The organism is Chitinivibrio alkaliphilus ACht1, from assembly GCF_000474745.1.
GTDB lineage: Bacteria > Fibrobacterota > Chitinivibrionia > Chitinivibrionales > Chitinivibrionaceae > Chitinivibrio > Chitinivibrio alkaliphilus.
In genome coordinates, this window is the sequence record NZ_ASJR01000012.1 from 56,743 (window position 1) to 74,553 (window position 17,811).

Below are 17,811 nucleotides of genomic sequence, written 5' to 3' on the forward strand. Positions count from 1 at the left end.
ATCTTCCTACGGGGTCAGTAAGGGTTTGAAAATTTCTCCCATGGTGGGGTGTGGTAATATAAGATTTTGTATCTGTCTCGGGGGAATTTTTAACTGTACAATCATGGTGGCGGCAGTACAGAGCTCGCTGACTCCAGCCCCAACCATTTGTATGCCGAGAACTTCCTCTCTGTTTTCAGAAAAGATCGCGCGGGCGGTTCCACTCATGGGGTAAAATTCTGCGGAAAACTTCCCCGTATGTCCCAGGGGAATATCTCGGGTATAGCAGGAAATATTGCGGCGTTGTGCCTCTTCTTGGGTGAGTCCTACCGCGAACACTTCCGGTGTTGTGTAGAGTATTTTGGGAATAGGGTATCCATAATGGGGGAGCGGGGCATCACGCAACAGGGCTGCACATGTTTCTGCGTCTGCAATTGCACCGTGGGCGGTCATCTCTGCGCCGACAACATCGCCAAGAAGAAAGATTTTGCTTTCCCTGTTTTTTTGTCCATGGGGAGCGATTAAGGGAGAATGGGGGGGGAGGCGGCGAAGGGCATCCATGGAGGGGGTCCTCCCGCAGCAGCATAGAAGGATATCTGCAGGTACAGTGGTTTGTCCTTCCGGTCCAATACACGTAACGGAGGTGTTCCGGGCTGCCGTAATTTCTGTGGAGAGGGAGATGGTAATATTTTGCGCGCGTAGTGCCGAAAATAGGCGTCTGCGAAGGGGGCGGTCAAAGCAGGCAAGGGCGGTGTCCGATTTCTCGATAACATGTACCGTGTAGCCCAAGGATGTGTAGATTTGGGCGAGTTCAAGACCGGCAAAGGATGCTCCCGCAATTACCACCTGTGTTCCTACATTTTTCGGCGGGGGGGCAAAATAGGATTCTCCCGGTTGATATCCCGTATATTTTGAGGTGTCGAAGGGGATTGTCAAGGTGCTTCCCGTGGCAACGGCGAGGTGTATTCCGTGGTAGTAGTTTCCGGTATCAGTGACAACACAGACCCCCTTATCAGATTCATTCAGATACTCACCACGTGAGTTACTGAGGGTGACTCCTGCGGTTTTGAGACGATGTTCCAGTCCCTTGCGTAACTGGGATAGTATGGTGTTGCTTCGCTCATGGGGGCACGAAAAGTCTGGAAGGGGGTGAGAGGGAAGTCCCAAATTTTGGGCAATGAGACTCGTGCGCGCATAGGAGAGAAATGTTGTGGAGGGAATACAGCCTCGGTTGAGACAGAGGCCGCCCAGGTCTCCTCCTGTAAAGAGCATTACAGAGTTTCCCCTCTCTGCGGCGGCAAGGGCTAAGGTGTAGCCGGCTGGTCCGGCACCGAGGATAAGGAGATCGGCGGGATCTTTTTCAGAAAAGAAAGGTGCCACGGATACCTGTCTCGTTGTGAGTAACTGAGTAGGTGGGATGTATCTGTAACTGAGAAAAACGCTGCGTATTATAGTTTCGGGCTGAAATACGCGAATCGATAAAGGCAATGAGTCGGTTTAGGGCCATCCCCCCTAAAAACAGGGCCCAGGCATCCTCCCATTGATCTGCAGAATCACGCAGATCGGTATAGCGCTCTTGGTTGGCCCGTGATGACCAACGCCATTCGTGATCGGGATCGGTAATTTTACGATCAAAAGAGCGGCCTTGTTCAAGGGCGATATTATAGTCATCGCTACTTTCAAAGATGCTCATGTAGAGCCAGTAATTATTATCGCGATCAAAATCCGCCTTTGTCCCCGCTTCTCGTTCTGCCAAGGCAAAGGCGTTATCCATGGTACGGTTTGAGGTGCGCCGCGAATAGATCATGCCCGTAAGCACCACCGCTTCCACGGCAAAGTAGAGAGCTGCTCGTCGGTGATCTTCCACGTAGAGGTGTCCCGTACCGGGCACTGCCATGCTCATAAAGGCTGCGCCCCACTCACTTTTCATATCGGGATGATCTTCTCCCGTAATGTCAATGGTAACGTCGTCCCCATTGTCCTGTTCCATCTCAATACGGAGTTCGTCAGTTCCCCAGAGAGGGAGCACAAGAAGGTAGACACAGAGAAGAGGTTTTAGAAACGCCATGCAACCCCCGCTTCTGTGGTAAGCCCCCCATGCACATTACGATACATACTACTGGTAAGATGCACTGCATCGAAGAGACGTTCATCCTCAGCGGGTCTTCGTTGCGCTGACAGGAGGCGTCGATTATGTCGTCGTGCACTAATAAAGGCATCGGTAGCAGACACGACATGATTTACGAGAATTCCAATAACAAAGGTTGTGCTGTAATCGGAGTAGTCTTGGCTCTTATCAAGCATAGAAAGATAGCGCTGTTGCGTAGATGCTGTCCCGAAGGGAGCTTCCAAACGATTCTCTCCCTCAGGGCGGTAATAAATAATATCGTACGCTTCTGCTCCTTCATAGGTCACATCCCCGTCTGCAATACGAACCTCCGTGGCTCCATCCCAGCCCTGTATCATGAGCGGGTTTGCCACACCGAAATCACGGTCATAGGGATCTCTCTTGAAGGATTCCCATAACTCATCAAAGGATTCAACATCACCATATCCCAAACCGGCAACATTAAGATATTCGTAGAGATCTACGTCACCCTGAAACTCGCCGAGCTCTTCAAGGTTTGCGTAAAAGGTTCGTACGTCATCTTCTTCAAAGTGTTCGTCTAGATAGGCGTGAGCACGATCACGTTCATCATCGCTGTCACGGCTAAACTTTATTGCTCCGGCAATGAGAGCTATTTCCACAGCGCCATAAGCAGCAACTTTCCAGTTTCGTTCTACGTAGGCTTGCCCGAGCCCTGGAAGAGCCAGAGAGTAGAGCATGGCCCGTTGTGGTGAGCGATACTCTTCTATGTTTTCTGAAAAACTCACGACCCGCTCATCCTCAGTCTCTGTGGCTGTACGACTGCGACGTTGTTGGGGGGAAAGTTCCTCGGAGGCCTGCTTTTCTGTAGTGTCCGAAGAAGGATCTTCTTCAGAATCATCACGTGTGCGTCGTTGTGCTCCTGGCCCTCCCATGGCACCAATGGGCCCGCCCGATGGCCCTCCAGGGCCCCGTTGTTGCTCTTCAACTTCTTCCTGCGCTTCCTCTTGCACCTCCTCTTCTTCAGTGGATGGAGTCTCATCCTCTGTTTCAGCGGCCTGTTCTTCGATGCGGAATTCACGTCTGATAAGGCGCATTTCTTCTTCTGTCAAGGAGTCATCGATGCTTTCATTGAGCGTATCAGCCTGGGCATCTCTGTTACCCACGGGCTCGGCATTAATGAACAGAGGAAGAAGTATGAGAAAGAGCAGGTATCGTTTTGGGCTCATGGTTCCGCCTTGTTAGATTCGGTAGAGGGTCCTAATTTGTGTTTCAAAACTGCGCGTATCAGCAGCAAAGGCTCGAATGCCCTGAGAAAGTTTTTCTACGGCCATGGGGTCTTCGTTCATGCGCCAGCGAAAATCTGCCTCGTCAAGGCTCAGTTTCTCCTCTTGGCATCCTTGCGCACCCTGCGGAGAGAGTTCGCGCTGTACGGGGGTTGACTCCTTTTTCAACTCACCAAGAAGCTTCGGTGAAATTGTGAGAAGATCACACCCGGCTAATCCATAAATTTGCCCTACATTTCGAAAGCTTGCTCCCATGACTTCGGTTGTGTATCCGTATTTCTTGTAATAATTATAAATGCGTGTTACGGAGCGCACACCCGGGTCTTCCAAAGGAGTATAGGAGGTATTTTCTGTGTTTGCGATATACCAGTCGTAGATCCGTCCCACAAAGGGAGATATCAGCTGTGCTCCGGCTTCGGCACATGCCACTGCTTGGGCAAAGTTGAAAATGAGGGTCATGTTACAGGAAATGCCCTCCTGCTCAAGGATGCGAGCAGCTGCAATGCCTTCCCATGTGGCTGCTATTTTTATCAGGATTCGTTCCTGTGAGACTCCGGCATCTTTATAGAGTGCGATAATACGACGTGCACGGTTGAGGGTTTCTTCTGTTGAAAAGGAGAGGCGAGCGTCTACTTCTGTGGAAACACGCCCTGAGATGTATGACAGAATTTCCGTGCCGAAGTTTACGGCCATCTTATCGAAAATAAGATCAAGACCTCCTTCGGTTTTTTTGCTATATTCTACGGCATCATCTACCAAGGATTTGTATTCCGGCAGCTGTGCGGCTTTTAAGAGCAGACTGGGATTTGTCGTGGCATCGGTGGGACGATATTTTCGTATTTCTGAAATTTCCCCGGTGTCGGCCACAACGGTGGTTATTTCTTTAAGATATTCCAGTTGATTCATGGGACACTCCTTTTCCGTTTTATCGTAAAATAGTTTATGGAACGAGGAGTTTAATGAAATTGTCTAAAGGTCGAATGGGGGTATGGGGAGAGTGGTGCCTCTCCCCTCGATCTTATCCAACAATCATATGGATATTGTTTTCAAAGGCACGAACCTTCTTTTCTACGATACCCTTCAAGGTGCTTAGGGGCAAGCCCGATTCGAAGGTTGATATGTAGAATTTTATCTTCGGCTCTGTGCCGGAGGGGCGTGCGGTGATTACGGAGCCATCTTTGAGGCGGTATTGGATAACGTTTGATGCGGGCAGAGTGAGTGATTTTTCCTTTGTATTGGTGGTAAGATCATGCACTTCTCCTGTAAGGTAATCACGAACTTCTGATACCATAATTCCAGCAAGTTTATGAGGAATATCTTCACGCATCTCACGCATAATTCGTTCCATCTTTTCTGTACCGGCTTTCCCTTCAAATTGCTTATTAATAAGAAATTCTTGATAGTACCCGTATTCTTCCCATATTTCGTTGAGTCTATCCAGCAGCGTTTTTCCCTGCTCCCGATGGTACAGTGCAAGCTCGGCAGTCATGGTTGCAGCGGAAACGGCATCTTTGTCACGAACTGCCGTGCCCACAAGATATCCGTAGCTTTCTTCTCCGCCACAGAGGTATTCATAGCCTTCAGCGCCGGTTTCAAACTCCTTAATTTTTTGTCCAATGTATTTAAACCCCGTAAGTACATCAAAACAGGTGGCTCCGTAGGATTCTGCAACCTTTCGTTGAAGCTCCGTAGTGACAATGGTTTTTACAAAGGCTGGTTTCTCCGGCATTGTTCCTAACTCTTTCCTGCTGGAGAAGATGTAGTCAGCCAGAAGTACACCGAGTTGGTTCCCCGTAATGAGGTGAAATGTACCCTCCGCATCGGGTACCGCAATACCCAGGCGATCTGCGTCTGGATCGGTTGCCATGAGGAGATCTGCTTGTTTTTCTTGTGCCAAGGCAAGACCCATTTGCAACGCTTCCTCTTCTTCTGGATTGGGTTTCTTTACCGTGGGGAAGTCTCCGTTTGGTTCACGTTGTTCTTCAACAAATACCACGGAAACTCCCATTTCAGAAAGGGCACGCTCAAGAGGCATCTTTCCTGCTCCGTGAAGGGGAGAATAGACCACGGTTAAGTCTTTACCTTTCTCAGCCATAAGCTCTGGACGAAGAGAAAGGCCTTTTACCATTTCGATATAGGGTTCATCAATTTCCGCATCAATTAAGGTGATCGTATCTTCTGCATCATCACCGGTAATGATATCCGTCGCGTTGTTTGCATAAGCAACAATTTTTTCATCATGGGGAGCTGTTACTTGGCATCCGTCACTCCAGTAAACCTTGTAGCCATTATATTGTGCGGGGTTATGACTGGCTGTTATGACAATGCCGGCGGTGGTTTTGAGCTGACGTACGGCAAATGAAAGCTCTGGAACGGGGCGAAGGCTTGAGAAAAGGTATACCTGTATGCCATTTCCCGCAAGTGTCTTTGCGGCTTCCTTTGCAAAAATATCAGAATAGTTGCGGCTGTCATAGGCAATAACCACAGAGCCTTCACTGGTGGTTTCAGTAATATATTGGGCAAGTCCTTGGGTTGCTTTCTTGATCGTATAGGTATTGAGGCGGTTGTATCCTCCCCCAATAATACCACGTAACCCGCCCGTGCCGAAGGTAAGGCTTGTATAAAATCGCTCGTCAAGTTCTGCATAATCCTCACGAGAAAGCAGTTCTTCCACTTCTTGACGAAATTGGGGATGCTGCTCCAGTTGGATATACCGTTGCGCTTCTTCTTTTAAACGTGCTGTATCCATTGTGTAACTCCTCTGTCACTAGTAGCTTTGAATTGTCTTATGCCGGCTTAATGTATTGCCCTACAGTATAGTATAGATATTGCCACGGGGCAAGGTAAATAATATAATTATGATATCCTTATAAGATTTCAGCATGTTTTATCTGCAGGGGATATATAATGTATTTTTTTGAAAACTCAGCGGGTTGAGGCGATATGACAGACTCTGATTATATGATGTGTGCGTTACGTGAAGCATGGTCCGTAAAAGGATTTACTGCACCAAACCCTGCCGTAGGAGCAGTGATTGTAAAAGATGGTACTATTCTCGCCCGTGGGGCAACGGCTCCTCCGGGAGGAGACCATGCAGAGGTTGCTGCCCTTGCAAAAGCAGGGGCTGCGAGCCACGGGGCAACAATGTACGTAACCCTTGAGCCGTGCAGTCACTGGGGAAGAACTCCACCCTGTAGCGATGCCATAATTCGTGCGGGTATTACGCGGGTTGTATATGCTGTGGAAGATCCAAATCCCCAGGTTTCAGGGCGAGGAGGAGCCCAGTTACGTGCCGCGGGCATTGCGGTTACCGTGGGAGTTGGGCGGGAAGAAGCCCAACGGATCAATGAAGATTTCTTCTATAGTATTTCTTCCCATAAGCCATGGGTAAGTGTTAAATTAGCCCTCACCCTTGATGGGGCAATAGCAGATTCATGGGGTGTTTCAAAATGGATTACGGGCACCGAAGCACGGCAGCGAGTACATGAATTGCGCGGGTATCATCGGGCCATTGCCGTGGGAGCCAAAACCCTTCAGGCTGATAATCCAAAACTTACTGTCCGCCATGGTGGGGGTACAGACCCAGTGCGCATAGTCTTTTCGTCCACTGACGAAATAGATAGGGCAAGCTATTTCTACCGACATTCACGAGAGGTTCAAAGTATTCTTGTGGTTAACAATAGTGCTTATTCTGCGGGGATCTCCCAAAAAGAAGGGATACATCGTTGGTATACTGGGTGTGATGACCGCCGGGAAGGTATTCAGCGGTTTCTCTCTCTGGCGTGGTCTGAGGGCATTGATTCACTTTTTGTAGAAGGGGGGAGTGGTCTTGTCGGGTCGTTCCTCGAAGCACGAGCCGTAAATCGAGTATATCTCTTTTATGCGCCACAAATCTTAGGGGGTGGTCAAAAAGGACTTGTACTTCCTCCTATGCCTATGAACGAAAGCCTCCGACTGACGAACGTGACATATACCCAATATGGAGAAGACCTGTTACTTTCAGGACTTCTCCCACGTACATGAAAATTACTGACCGCCCCCAATGGTAAACCAGAGGGTCGCAAAGGATTCGTCATAGTCAAAGTCATCACTTCTGCGGATACCGCTTTCAAGGGCAACGGTGAGTTCACCATTAGCTCCCAAGGGCATTCCCATTCCCATATTGAGAGAGAATTCCCGATCGCCTTCAACAGGGAGGCTCTTTAAAGAAAAGCCCCCACTATACGTGATTGTTTCCCAAAATCCGGGGTTGAGTTTGTGTATGGCTGGAGTATACTTTGCTGTACCGGCTATGTGGTTTGTATTTTGGTACTCACGGTCAAGGTCATCTGCGTCGGTCCAGAAGTTTTCCCACTGTATTCGTGAGTAATCAAGATATACCCGAAAATGGCGTGAGAAACGATATCCCAGTCCGAAGGTTGCTTCCGGAGGAAGCTTCATGCCATATTCCTGCGTTACTTCCGATGAATCATGGAGCTCTCGGCCTGAGAAATTGTCATTCACTGTTCTGATAGAAGTGATATTACGTCGCATACGAAGATCATCTTCAAATACATAGGTACCGCCTACGGCGTAGGAGAAATCGCCAACATCGCCTTGGAGGGCGAGTTGGATGGCCGGGGCGCTGTGTTCCCATCGAGTGGTGTCAATACTGCCGATATTAAAATCATGCAAAAGGGTTGTCTGGGCGTTTTGCCGTGTGAGGGTTCGGCGTTCGTAGGCAATTCCCGGGCGGAAGAAGGGGGCAAATTCACGGGCAAAGCCAAGTTGCCATGCCATGAGATCGCTGAAAAAGTCGGTGCTTTTGGTTCCGTATAAGTGACGGGGATCATCTGTTTCAGACGCCCCGGGGTTACTGGAAAGGCGCATTTCTCCGTGATAGTAGTTGTATGCACTGTGTCCCAGTTGATTATACCCAATACCAAAAGTTCCTAGTTCCCCCATGGGAAGAGCCATGCCGAAAAAAGTCGGTGCTCCGCGACGAAAATTGGTATGATCATCACCATCGGATATGCGCGCCATATCAAGACCAAAGCTAAAGGAGTAGGCTGTTTGCCGCACCTGGGCGAGGTTTGCTGCGGTTCCACGCATTAGGAGTGATGGTTGAGGGTCTGCCCCCAGGGCGGAGTTTTGCCCGTGGAAATCCGTGGAAAGTCCCCAAAGGTAATTACCCCCCAAAAGAGATGTCTTTGCTGCTACGGGAAGTGCCGTAAGAGATATCAAGAGAAAAATCGTGCTACACAGTTTCATATATAAACCTCTTAATTCTGAATAATGTAAGTAAAGGGGACTCTGTCAGTATCATTCCAGTATACGCGCCCAAACTCCTGCTCATCAACCCACAGGTAGAGATAGGTATCCGGGATACGTGTAAGCTCTCTGCGGTCATTCGTATTGTGGGACGCATAGCGGATATCCAAGAGATTGCGTACAAGGTTTTCACTCTCTATGGAGATACGCTCAGCGTTCCGCGGAACGCTGAAGGAGAATGGACGAGCCTCTGTTTGTGCAAGAAAGTCTCCAACTGAAAGATCTCCTTCCTCGAAAAGAGTATCGAGAACAAGACCGTACACAGTGAGTTCATCACCATGATAGTCGGGAAAGACTGCAGAATCACTTTGGATACGAAGATTTGAATGCAGTATGGTGGCACTGTTTCTATTACGAATATCCTGCCAAAAATCTCGCATTCCGCCACGGAGCTCTAGACGGGATATCTGTTCACGGGCGCCGTCACTTACGGGGGCTTCGAGATCTACCGAGACAGTATCTGCGACATTCATCCCGTAAAAGCGGGGGGCAAGTTGCAGACTATGGCGTACCGTATCCACGCCGTCATCGTCAGGAATATACTCTTCAAGGGAAAATTTCAGAAGGGGACGTCGCAGAAAGAGAAGTGCCTTGTCTTGTAATTCTGCCATATCCAAAAGCAGAGAGAGGGTGTCAGAGTAGGAGACGGTATCACCTTCGCTGTCCACAAAGGCTGGACGAATGGATGGCGTGGGCACTTCGCGTATCTGGACAAAATTTTCCGCGGTATAGATAATCTTGTTGTCGTGATGAAGGTTTGTGTAGGTGGTGACAATGTCACCGTTTTCGAGGGTATCCCGGGAGAGGGTGTCACCGCGACTGGAGAAAGTTCGATGAATCTCCTGCCGTGGAAAAGAGAGTGAGTCCCGTGTGCCTTCAGGTGATGAGAAATGGTGGAGGGTATCTAGGGGTATCTCATAGGGAATAACCTTTCGTTCTGTGCCGGAGTCATCAATATTGTCTCCTTCAACGCGAAGAATCTGCATGGTATGCTGACGATATTCTGAGGTGCCAGAAAGAGAGGTTGTAACAGTATCAACAATGGTGTCCCGTGCATCCTCAGGAATAGCGTAGTGATCTAAAAAGGAGAACGTCCGGTAGTCATAGACGGGCAGCTCTGTGTATGAAAGAAGATGGCTCTCTTTTGTACGGGTTGTATCGGCAAAGGCAATGGTGTCTGTATTTTCATAACTTCCCAAGGTGTCACGGCTGATACGACGTCCTTCGGAGTGTACATCCTGAATAGTATCAGTGGTAATCATAACGATACTGTCTCCGTGGGAGAATCTCCACCGGTTGTATATGGTGTCTTCACGGGGTGTCCCGTCGTGAAAATGAGAGATATTTAACGGGATTGATCCCTGTGAAGAATTGCCGACTACTGTGGCATAGCCCACGTGGTTCGTTTCCGCGCTGTCTAAATGTGAAAAAAGGTCTGACGAATCGGGGAGAAAGGGCATGGTGTGCGCGGCAATATTGTAGCTTGCCTGGTCAGATTTCGATCTGTTAATATCAAAGACGAGCTCTGCTGAGAGTTTTCTCGCAGTGTCTGCACGTTCATCAAGGGGGTTTTCAAGTTTTCCAAAGAGTGAGTCCAGAACATCTTCAATTGTATAGGGCGTGTCCTCTGTTGCAAAGAATGACATGGATACAAGCGAGCGTTGGCTGTTCCACGTTCCCACAGCAACTTCTCCCTGTCGTTTTCCCTCATCAAGAATATGGTTTTCATAGCGATGTCGACCGGAGAGGGTGTCTGTTACACTGCCACCGCGTTGTGATATATGGCGGGTTTCATAGTTTCCCTCATAGCGAATCGCACTGTCATCTCGCCCACCCACAATGTCAGAACCAAGGGGGCTGTCATCATCAAAAAACTTGCAGGACATAAGCAGGAGGGCAAAGCCGACAAGATAGAGAAGATTCTTCATAGGTGAATTCCTTTGCTGTTTAATTCTCAGTAAAAATATTTGAGCGCTTTTGCTCCAGTCAAACCATATCTCTATAAATACTTCGATTCTCCTGCAAAGAGATTAGGAGAGCGTCGTATTTTCTGTGGATGGATAGGTTCCCAAGAGTTTACAGGGAAACTCCTGTTGTATTTCTCGCAGTGCTGCAGCTGTTTTCGGAGCAGTACTGGAGCCCGAAACGTCGATAAAAAAGTGATATTTGCCGATCTCCTCTTTTGTAGGTCGCGAAATGATGGACGTGATGTTTATCTTTCGCGATGAGAAGGCCGAGGCGATTGAGGTGAGTATTCCCGTGTGATCACTATTGTCCATAACAACTACGGAGGTCTTGACGGTTTCTTCTGGCAGGGGGTTCTTGTTTTTTTCACAAAGCCCGAGAACAATAAAGCGGGTGGTGTTGTTTTTGTAGTTGTTTACATTGGGAATAACCGTGGGAAGAGAGTGCAGCTTTTCCGTGGCATGGCCCGGGATTATTGCTCCTGCTCTACGCTGAGGAGAGGTTAACAAAAGATCGAGGGAATGGATATTGCTATTGGTGTATACCACTTCAGATTGTTCAAGGGTTGATATAAAATTCGAGCATTGACCATAGGCTATGGTTTGCACATACACTTTTTCTAAGCTGGATAAATCTGTATGGTTTGCCACAAAACTGAATCGTATGGGAAGGAGGACTTCACGCTGAATATATACAGGGAACTGTAACAGGCCGTCAAGGGTTTCCTGGACAAAGCCTTCGGAGAGGTTCTCAATAGGAACAACGGCAAAGGTGCTTTGCTGCTCCTGCTGTGTGGCGAATACCTTGGTGATAGTTTTCTCGAAGTGAATCTTGCAGGATATTCCCGTTTCTGCACAGAACCGCCGTGCTGCTTCATGGGAGTACGTGTTCTCGGGTCCCAGTGTGACAAGGTGATTCATAAACGGTTACTGTCCTGAGAGATAGGTGAGAGCTGCTGTGTATCCCGCCGTACCAAGCCCGCTTATAACCCCGCGGCTAACGGGAGCTGTGTAGGAGGTGTGTCGGAATGATTCACGGGTATATATGTTTGAAATATGTACTTCGATAAAAACCATGTCTGTTGAAGCCAAGGCATCACGAAGAGCGACACTGGTGTGGGTATATGCAGCAGGATTGAAGACAACACCCTCTACTCCTTCATCGGCCCAGCGATGTATTGTGTCAATGAGTGCTCCTTCGTGGTTGGATTGATACAGGACAAGTTCCAATCCTAGAGTATGCGCAGTCTTTTTCCAATCTTTGCAGAGAGATTCATAGGTTTGCGAACCATACAAACCAGGCTCTCGTATTCCCAGACGATTGAGGTTTGGGCCGTTTAATATGCCGACGAGCTTCATAGATACTCCTTAAAATACGTGAAGAGAAAGCGTGGCTTTCTCTTCCGTTTTACGAATCATTGTGTTACAGAAAAACGGTTACATTTCTGCGTCTTCTGCTGCTATGGCCTGTTCCAGATCGATATCTTCTTTTACAGGAAAGTTTTCACAATGTTCTTGAAAATCTTCACACTCTTTAATAGAGAGGATGATTCGTTTTCCGTCAAGGTCAAATTCAATCACCTGTGCGTTGAAGGTGTCACCCCGGCGATATATCTGTACCGGGTGTTTTACTTCACGACCAAGCTCTTTGAGGGGAATAAAGCCTTCAACTTCATTGCCAAGGTTTACAATGATTCCGCGATCAAGCATTCGACATACTTCCACTTCAACACTGTTGCCTACAACAAATTTTTGTGATAATTCATCCCAGGGATCTTCCGTTAGTTGTTTAAGACCAAGAGAGATTCGACGTTTAGACTCGTCAATATCAATCACTTTCACATCGATCATATCACCCTTTGACAGAATTTCGTCAGCGGTGGTGATTTTCTTTGTCCACGACATGTCAGAAATATGAATAAGTCCGTCAATACCTTCTTTTAGCTCCACAAAGGCACCAAAGCTTGCAAGGTTACGGACTTTCCCCGTAACGATACTTCCAATGGGGAATTCCTCACGGATGTTATCCCAGGGATCTGGCTCAAGTTGTTTAAGTCCCAAGGATATTTTTTGCTCATTGCGGTCAATTTTCAACACAACTGCCTCAACAATGTCACCTACGGATACAATCTTTGAGGGGTGTTTAATATGCTGAGTCCACGACATTTCAGAGATGTGTATAAGCCCTTCGATACCCTTCTCAATTTCCATGAACGCACCGTAGTCAGTAATGGATACAACTCGTCCACGAACACGTGTTCCTTCGGGATATTTTTCCTCAATGCCATCCCAGGGATGCTCAGAAAGTTGTTTCAGCCCAAGGGAGATACGCTCTTTGTTTTTGTTGTAGTCAAGGACCATTACATCAAGCTTTTGGTGCATTTCCACGATATCATGGGGGTCATTTACGCGGCCCCACGACATGTCTGTAATGTGAAGTAGCCCGTCAACCCCACCAAGATCGATGAAGGCACCAAAGTCGGTGATGTTTTTCACTTCACCAGTAATTACTTTGCCTTTTTCAATTTTTGCAATTGTCTGATCACGAAGTTCTGCCCGTTCTTCTTCAAGAATAACACGGCGTGAAACGACGATATTTCGACGGAGTTTGTTTACCTTTATCACCTTGAAATCAAAGGTTTTTCCGATAATTTCATCCATGTCGGGAATCTGACGTAGTGCAATTTGAGAACCGGGAAGAAAGGCGTCGATGCCGAAAAGGTCAACCACAATACCACCTTTGATGCGGCGAAGTAGTTTCCCTTGAACGATGTCACCCTCTTCGTAGGCGTCATTAATCTTATCCCACACCTTAAGAAAGTCAGCACGGGTTTTAGAAAGGACTAAATTGCCGTCTTCACCTTCCAGACGCTCGATAAAAACATCTATTTCATCACCGGGGGCATACTCTTCAATATTTCGAAACTGAGTAACGGGGATCGCCCCTTCAGATTTAAAATCGATATCGACGTACACTTCATTGTTTGTGATATCAAGAATCTTCCCTTTTACGATCTCTTTTTCTGTGATGTTTGATACAGAATTCACCGTATCTGCTTGTTCTTCATACGCCGAAAGAATCTGATCCACTTCTCCCGGTTTGTAGTTGCTCTCAGAAAAGATGCTCAGATCGACGGGGTTTCCCTGGGCGTCAATGCCCTGTTTTACATTGTCAATAGCCATTAATTATAGCTCCTCACTGGCCCACACCTCAGCGTGGGGAAAAGGTTATACAGTTTTACTATGTTCTATTTTACGTATAATGTACGCAACTTGTTCTTCAAAGGTCAGGTCTGTTGTATCGAGGCGGTATGCGTCGGCGGGTTCAAGCAGAGGCGCCTCGGCACGAGTGCTGTCCAAGGTGTCGCGTTGTGCTATTTCGCGCGCCATCTCATCAAAGGATATGGTTTCAGTGTGTAAATCTTGCAGGCGTCGTTTTGCCCGCTCTTCTAAGGATGCTACCATAAAAAACTTTAACTCAGCGTGGGGAAAAACCACGGTGCCCATGTCACGTCCCTCACACACCGTATCTGCTGCGTGTGCTAACTCTTGCTGCAGTTGAGTCATGGCGGCACGCACCTCAGCAATAGCACTATATGCAGAGACATTCTTGGATGTTTCTCGTGAGCGTATCTCCGTAGAGACATTACGATCGTTGAGATAGAGCACTGTCTTGCCGTCTTCATTGGCAAAGGAGAGCGTGATTGACGAAAGGAGTTTTGTCAATTTACTGTGCTCTTCAGGAGATATGCCAGCCTCTATGGCAGCAACAGTTATGCCACGATACATGGCACCTGTATCAAGGTGGTTAAACCCTGTACGCCGTGCAACTTCCCGAGCAGTACTGCTCTTTCCCGATCCTGCGGGACCATCAATGGTAACTATCAAACAAAATACTCCAATCCAAGAATTCACATAAAATAAAAAATGGATCTTAAAAAAGGTAATTATTATATAATCCTTTACACATTTTAATTTATATGTCATACTGAGAATAGTATATCTCATGAGAATGTAAGAAGGATTATTCATATGTCAGAAGATATTACACGCCGTTTACGTTTGCTCCTTGGAGATGATGAGTTGGTTCGACAGTACACACAACAGTATGGATCGGTGATAGATATTGGGATAATTCGTGAGATGAAAGATTCAGGCAATGCCTCTTCTGAAGAAGAAGTGGGGGAAGACCCGGTGTATGAGCTCACTCTGCACTGCCCCGTGTGTAATAACAAGAATGTTACGGGGTATAATTTAAAAGCAAAATCGCAGAAGGTGGAAGGAAATTTGTTTCTGATCCCTCGGTATACAGGTGTTGGGAAATATCGAAAAGTGAATTTTAATCTTTTGAAAACGATCGTGTGTAATAAATGCTTCTTTGCCTCACCCGATATTAAGGATTTTACTAAGGTGAACGATTTCAGCAATAAGCTGACAAAAAGTCAACTCACGGTTAATCCTGACTTTGTCTCACACCTACGCAGTAGTATGGATGAACGTATTGCCTTCGTTGCGGCTGCATTTCCCGATGTTACGGGAGATCCATTTCTTCGGCCCCGCTCTGTGGATACTGCAATTATTTCCATAAAACTTTCCATGCTGCGAGCAGAACAGGAGATGGATTCCGGTTTCCCCTATAGTCATTATAAAATTGGGAATTATCATTTGCAAATTGCAGAATTGCAGCGTCTGGCTGGGCGTGAGAATCGAGAGTCCATCGAAGCAGCTTCAGAGGAATTTATGGATGCCTTTGATAACTCCGATTGTCCCCAGACGGAGATTGAAGTAAAAACCCTGTATCTACTTATTGCCACCCTTATAAAACAGGGGAATGCGAAACGTGCCGGAGAGTACCTCCGATTTTTTGACGAGATAATTAAAGAACTCAATGACCAAATGTATGATTCAAAGTATAAAGCAAAATATAAAAAGATGATTGGCTCTGTGGACGGATGGAAATCGCGTACCATGAATCTCTGGGAGTATCGGGACGATCCTGAATTCTGGAAAGATGTATAAGCCTAATTGTTAAATATCATCCCGAGAGAGAAGGCTGTAATAAAAGCGTACCATACGTACAGTATCACGGAGTTGAGAATATATTCAAGAGTGGACTGTACTTCCGCGTTACGAGCTTCTTTGCTTTCCTTACGTAAGTGGCGAGTGAAAAAATAGACGGTACTGCAAAAAATAACCACACCGGTGATTCGAATAAGAAGTGCGGGGATGTCCATTATTTTTTCTCCTGAGATAGAGGGGTAAGAGTTAGTCGTCGAGAAGAAATCTCCATGGCGTTCCAGAGCACCGCAACCTCATACGTTCCGGGGCTTTCAAAGGGAATGGCACGAAGGTTTCCACCAATTTCAATGATAGCTTGTCGATCCTGAGGAGCTTGTATATTCCATGGAGGAAGTTCTATTTTTCGAGGGGTTTGTTCATTCCGAATTTCCAAGGTGACAGTGCCGGATGTTGCAACATCAGTAAGGGCAATGAATACAGCGAAATTCAGTCGTGTTGGAAATTTGGACGCACGTATTGAATTGAAGGTGCCCGCAATTACGCCTTTGCCCGAGTGGGTATCCCGATAGTAATTATCCGCAAGTATCATGGAAAGTATCATGGGTTTTATCACGGGGGGGCCTTTCTGCTATTGCTATTTAGGTCTAATATAATAAATAGCTTGACAAAATAATTTTTTTTCACCATTTTTACGGTATTCAACGAGTAATCTCGAACGTACTATATTTAATAATTGTACCAATCGTATTTTTTGAACATCGTGCGTGCATTGGGGAATTTCTGCCCCTTTGTGGTGTAACTGTGACAAAATCAACCTTTATATTTATAATCTGGAAGTTTAATCTATGAGTGGAAAGCCAAATGGAAAGGATACTGCCACGGAGGCAGTGAAAGAGAAGCTTGATACAACTATCAATGTAACCGAATTTAAAAATAAACACATTGACGAAGTAAAAAAAATTGCGGAAAAAACCTATGGAATCAGTCCGCAATACATCGAAAAAAATAAATTAATCTTTATGATTATGACCTCTCACTCAGAGCGTGGGGGACGAATTGAGATGACCGGCGTTATCGAGGTAATGCCGGAAAAATTCGGATTTATTCGTTCACCGGAAAATAGCTATCTTCCCGGTGAAGATGATATCTACGTGGCTCCCTCGCAGATTCGTCGTTATAAATTGAATAGTGGCGATGCAGTGACGGGGTATTTACGGCCGCCACGCAGTAAAGAAAAGTATTTTGCCTTGGATAAGGTTACCAAAATCAATCATGAGGATTTATCGCGTCATCGTCATATTATACGCTTTGAAGATCTTATACCGCGTTTCCCGGAAGAACGCTTTGTGTTAGAGCGAAAATCGAAGGATATTTCTGGGCGGTTAATAGATCTTTTTACCCCGATAGGTAAGGGGCAGCGTGGTCTTATTGTGGCACCGCCGCGTACTGGTAAAACAGTATTGATGAAAGATATCGCGAACTCAATTAAGGCCAACCATCCCGAGGTGCATCTCATTATTCTCTTAATAGATGAGCGCCCTGAAGAAGTGACTGATATGAAGGATAATGTGAACGCGGAAGTGGTTAGTTCAACCTTCGATGAGCCGGCAAAACGCCATGTTGTTGTATCTGAGATGGTTATTGAACGGGCAAAACGTCTTGTTGAGCATGGTCGCGATGTAGTTATTCTTCTTGATAGTATCACCCGTCTTGCCCGGGCCTATAATACGGTGGCACCTCACTCAGGAAGAATTCTTTCTGGCGGGGTTGATTCTCAGGCCCTATATAAACCGAAGCGATTTTTTGGAGCTGCCCGAAATATTGAAGGTGGGGGATCTCTTACCATTTTAGCAACCGCTCTGATTGAGACGGGAAGTAAGATGGATGAGGTTATTTTCGAAGAGTTTAAAGGTACGGGGAATATGGAACTTGTTCTTGATCGATCCTTGGCTGATAAGCGAATCTATCCTGCTGCGGACCTTATGAAATCAGGCACTCGACGGGAAGATCTTCTCCTAAAAGAGGACGAGTTGAACCGTATGTGGCTGTTACGGAAATATCTGTCGAAGCAGACCCGTGATTCCCAAGAGATGATGGAGTTTATTAAAGAAAAAATTAGAAATACGAAGGATAATAAGGAATTTTTCTTTCCATGAGTAAGTAAGGA

16 protein-coding genes are annotated in these 17,811 nt (G+C 46.7%); 3 read left to right on the forward strand and 13 right to left on the reverse strand.

The window, feature by feature from the left end; all coding sequences use genetic code 11:
• Positions 1–6: 6 nt before the first annotated feature.
• The 5 genes from CALK_RS07295 to CALK_RS07315 all read right to left on the reverse strand — a co-directional run bounded on the left by CALK_RS07295 (position 7) and on the right by CALK_RS07315 (position 6,100).
• A complete protein-coding gene (locus CALK_RS07295) occupies positions 7–1,359 on the reverse strand; it encodes an FAD-dependent oxidoreductase (protein ID WP_022637035.1) in 1,353 nt (450 codons plus the stop codon).
• The gene (locus CALK_RS13030) at positions 1,340–2,047 is read right to left on the reverse strand and encodes a hypothetical protein (RefSeq protein WP_022637036.1); all 708 of its coding nucleotides are present in this window, start codon (positions 2,045–2,047) and stop codon (positions 1,340–1,342) included. The genes CALK_RS07295 and CALK_RS13030 overlap by 20 nt, the downstream gene beginning before the upstream one ends.
• Positions 2,035–3,294 carry a DUF5683 domain-containing protein gene (locus CALK_RS07305; RefSeq protein WP_022637037.1) on the reverse strand — a complete coding sequence of 420 codons (1,260 nt, stop codon included), beginning with the start codon at positions 3,292–3,294 and terminating at the stop codon, positions 2,035–2,037. The genes CALK_RS13030 and CALK_RS07305 overlap by 13 nt, the downstream gene beginning before the upstream one ends.
• A 12-nt stretch (positions 3,295–3,306) precedes the next feature.
• Positions 3,307–4,257 carry a transaldolase gene (tal, locus tag CALK_RS07310; protein ID WP_022637038.1) on the reverse strand — a complete coding sequence of 317 codons (951 nt, stop codon included), beginning with the start codon at positions 4,255–4,257 and terminating at the stop codon, positions 3,307–3,309.
• A 112-nt stretch (positions 4,258–4,369) separates the two neighbouring features.
• A complete protein-coding gene (locus tag CALK_RS07315; RefSeq protein WP_022637039.1) occupies positions 4,370–6,100 on the reverse strand; it encodes a phospho-sugar mutase in 1,731 nt (576 codons plus the stop codon).
• Positions 6,101–6,294: 194 nt separating this feature from the next.
• On the opposite strand from CALK_RS07315, the gene ribD reads away from it, so the two are divergent.
• On the forward strand, positions 6,295–7,374 hold the full coding sequence (gene ribD, locus CALK_RS07320; protein WP_022637040.1) for a bifunctional diaminohydroxyphosphoribosylaminopyrimidine deaminase/5-amino-6-(5-phosphoribosylamino)uracil reductase RibD: 1,080 nt from the start codon (positions 6,295–6,297) through the stop codon (positions 7,372–7,374).
• A gap of 3 nt (positions 7,375–7,377) precedes the next feature.
• On the opposite strand, the gene CALK_RS07325 is transcribed toward ribD, so the two are convergent.
• From CALK_RS07325 to cmk, 6 genes are all read right to left on the reverse strand, one after another.
• Positions 7,378–8,601 (reverse strand): hypothetical protein, encoded by a 1,224-nt coding sequence (locus tag CALK_RS07325; RefSeq protein WP_022637041.1) that lies wholly within the window; start codon positions 8,599–8,601, stop codon positions 7,378–7,380.
• An 11-nt stretch (positions 8,602–8,612) separates the two neighbouring features.
• Entirely contained in the window at positions 8,613–10,589 is a 1,977-nt protein-coding gene (locus CALK_RS07330; protein WP_022637042.1) for a hypothetical protein, read from the reverse strand.
• A gap of 102 nt (positions 10,590–10,691) precedes the next feature.
• A complete protein-coding gene (locus CALK_RS07335; RefSeq protein WP_022637043.1) occupies positions 10,692–11,546 on the reverse strand; it encodes a prephenate dehydratase in 855 nt (284 codons plus the stop codon).
• Between the two features lie 6 nt (positions 11,547–11,552).
• Positions 11,553–11,984 carry a type II 3-dehydroquinate dehydratase gene (aroQ, locus tag CALK_RS07340; protein ID WP_022637044.1) on the reverse strand — a complete coding sequence of 144 codons (432 nt, stop codon included), beginning with the start codon at positions 11,982–11,984 and terminating at the stop codon, positions 11,553–11,555.
• Between the two features lie 78 nt (positions 11,985–12,062).
• On the reverse strand, positions 12,063–13,808 hold the full coding sequence (rpsA, locus tag CALK_RS07345; RefSeq protein ID WP_022637045.1) for a 30S ribosomal protein S1: 1,746 nt from the start codon (positions 13,806–13,808) through the stop codon (positions 12,063–12,065).
• A 45-nt stretch (positions 13,809–13,853) separates the two neighbouring features.
• Positions 13,854–14,513, reverse strand: a complete 660-nt coding sequence (cmk, locus tag CALK_RS07350; protein ID WP_162146715.1) for a (d)CMP kinase — start codon at positions 14,511–14,513, stop codon at positions 13,854–13,856.
• A gap of 144 nt (positions 14,514–14,657) precedes the next feature.
• Here cmk and CALK_RS07355 point away from each other — a divergent pair, with 144 nt between their 5' ends.
• Positions 14,658–15,644 carry a DUF2225 domain-containing protein gene (locus tag CALK_RS07355; protein ID WP_022637047.1) on the forward strand — a complete coding sequence of 329 codons (987 nt, stop codon included), beginning with the start codon at positions 14,658–14,660 and terminating at the stop codon, positions 15,642–15,644.
• A 2-nt stretch (positions 15,645–15,646) separates the two neighbouring features.
• On the opposite strand, the gene CALK_RS07360 is transcribed toward CALK_RS07355, so the two are convergent.
• On the reverse strand, positions 15,647–15,859 hold the full coding sequence (locus tag CALK_RS07360; RefSeq protein ID WP_022637048.1) for a hypothetical protein: 213 nt from the start codon (positions 15,857–15,859) through the stop codon (positions 15,647–15,649).
• Entirely contained in the window at positions 15,859–16,257 is a 399-nt protein-coding gene (locus CALK_RS07365; protein ID WP_034637250.1) for a DUF6941 family protein, read from the reverse strand. Before CALK_RS07365 ends, CALK_RS07360 begins: the two co-directional genes overlap by 1 nt.
• Before the next feature lie 298 nt (positions 16,258–16,555).
• Here CALK_RS07365 and rho point away from each other — a divergent pair, with 298 nt between their 5' ends.
• Positions 16,556–17,800 carry a transcription termination factor Rho gene (rho, locus tag CALK_RS07370; protein ID WP_034637306.1) on the forward strand — a complete coding sequence of 415 codons (1,245 nt, stop codon included), beginning with the start codon at positions 16,556–16,558 and terminating at the stop codon, positions 17,798–17,800.
• Positions 17,801–17,811 lie beyond the last annotated feature (11 nt).

Bases quoted from the DNA above. Each gene is read 5' to 3' on its own strand.
- CALK_RS07325 (WP_022637041.1), bottom strand. From the start codon at position 8,601: ATGAAACTGTGTAGCACGATTTTTCTCTTGATATCTCTTACGGCACTT.
- ribD (WP_022637040.1), top strand. From the start codon at position 6,295: ATGACAGACTCTGATTATATGATGTGTGCGTTACGTGAAGCATGGTCC.
- aroQ (WP_022637044.1), bottom strand. From the start codon at position 11,984: ATGAAGCTCGTCGGCATATTAAACGGCCCAAACCTCAATCGTCTGGGA.
- CALK_RS07355 (WP_022637047.1), top strand. From the start codon at position 14,658: ATGTCAGAAGATATTACACGCCGTTTACGTTTGCTCCTTGGAGATGAT.
- CALK_RS13030 (WP_022637036.1), bottom strand. From the start codon at position 2,047: ATGGCGTTTCTAAAACCTCTTCTCTGTGTCTACCTTCTTGTGCTCCCT.
- CALK_RS07360 (WP_022637048.1), bottom strand. From the start codon at position 15,859: ATGGACATCCCCGCACTTCTTATTCGAATCACCGGTGTGGTTATTTTT.
- CALK_RS07305 (WP_022637037.1), bottom strand. From the start codon at position 3,294: ATGAGCCCAAAACGATACCTGCTCTTTCTCATACTTCTTCCTCTGTTC.
- CALK_RS07330 (WP_022637042.1), bottom strand. From the start codon at position 10,589: ATGAAGAATCTTCTCTATCTTGTCGGCTTTGCCCTCCTGCTTATGTCC.
- rpsA (WP_022637045.1), bottom strand. From the start codon at position 13,808: ATGGCTATTGACAATGTAAAACAGGGCATTGACGCCCAGGGAAACCCC.
- CALK_RS07315 (WP_022637039.1), bottom strand. From the start codon at position 6,100: ATGGATACAGCACGTTTAAAAGAAGAAGCGCAACGGTATATCCAACTG.
- tal (WP_022637038.1), bottom strand. From the start codon at position 4,257: ATGAATCAACTGGAATATCTTAAAGAAATAACCACCGTTGTGGCCGAC.
- CALK_RS07335 (WP_022637043.1), bottom strand. From the start codon at position 11,546: ATGAATCACCTTGTCACACTGGGACCCGAGAACACGTACTCCCATGAA.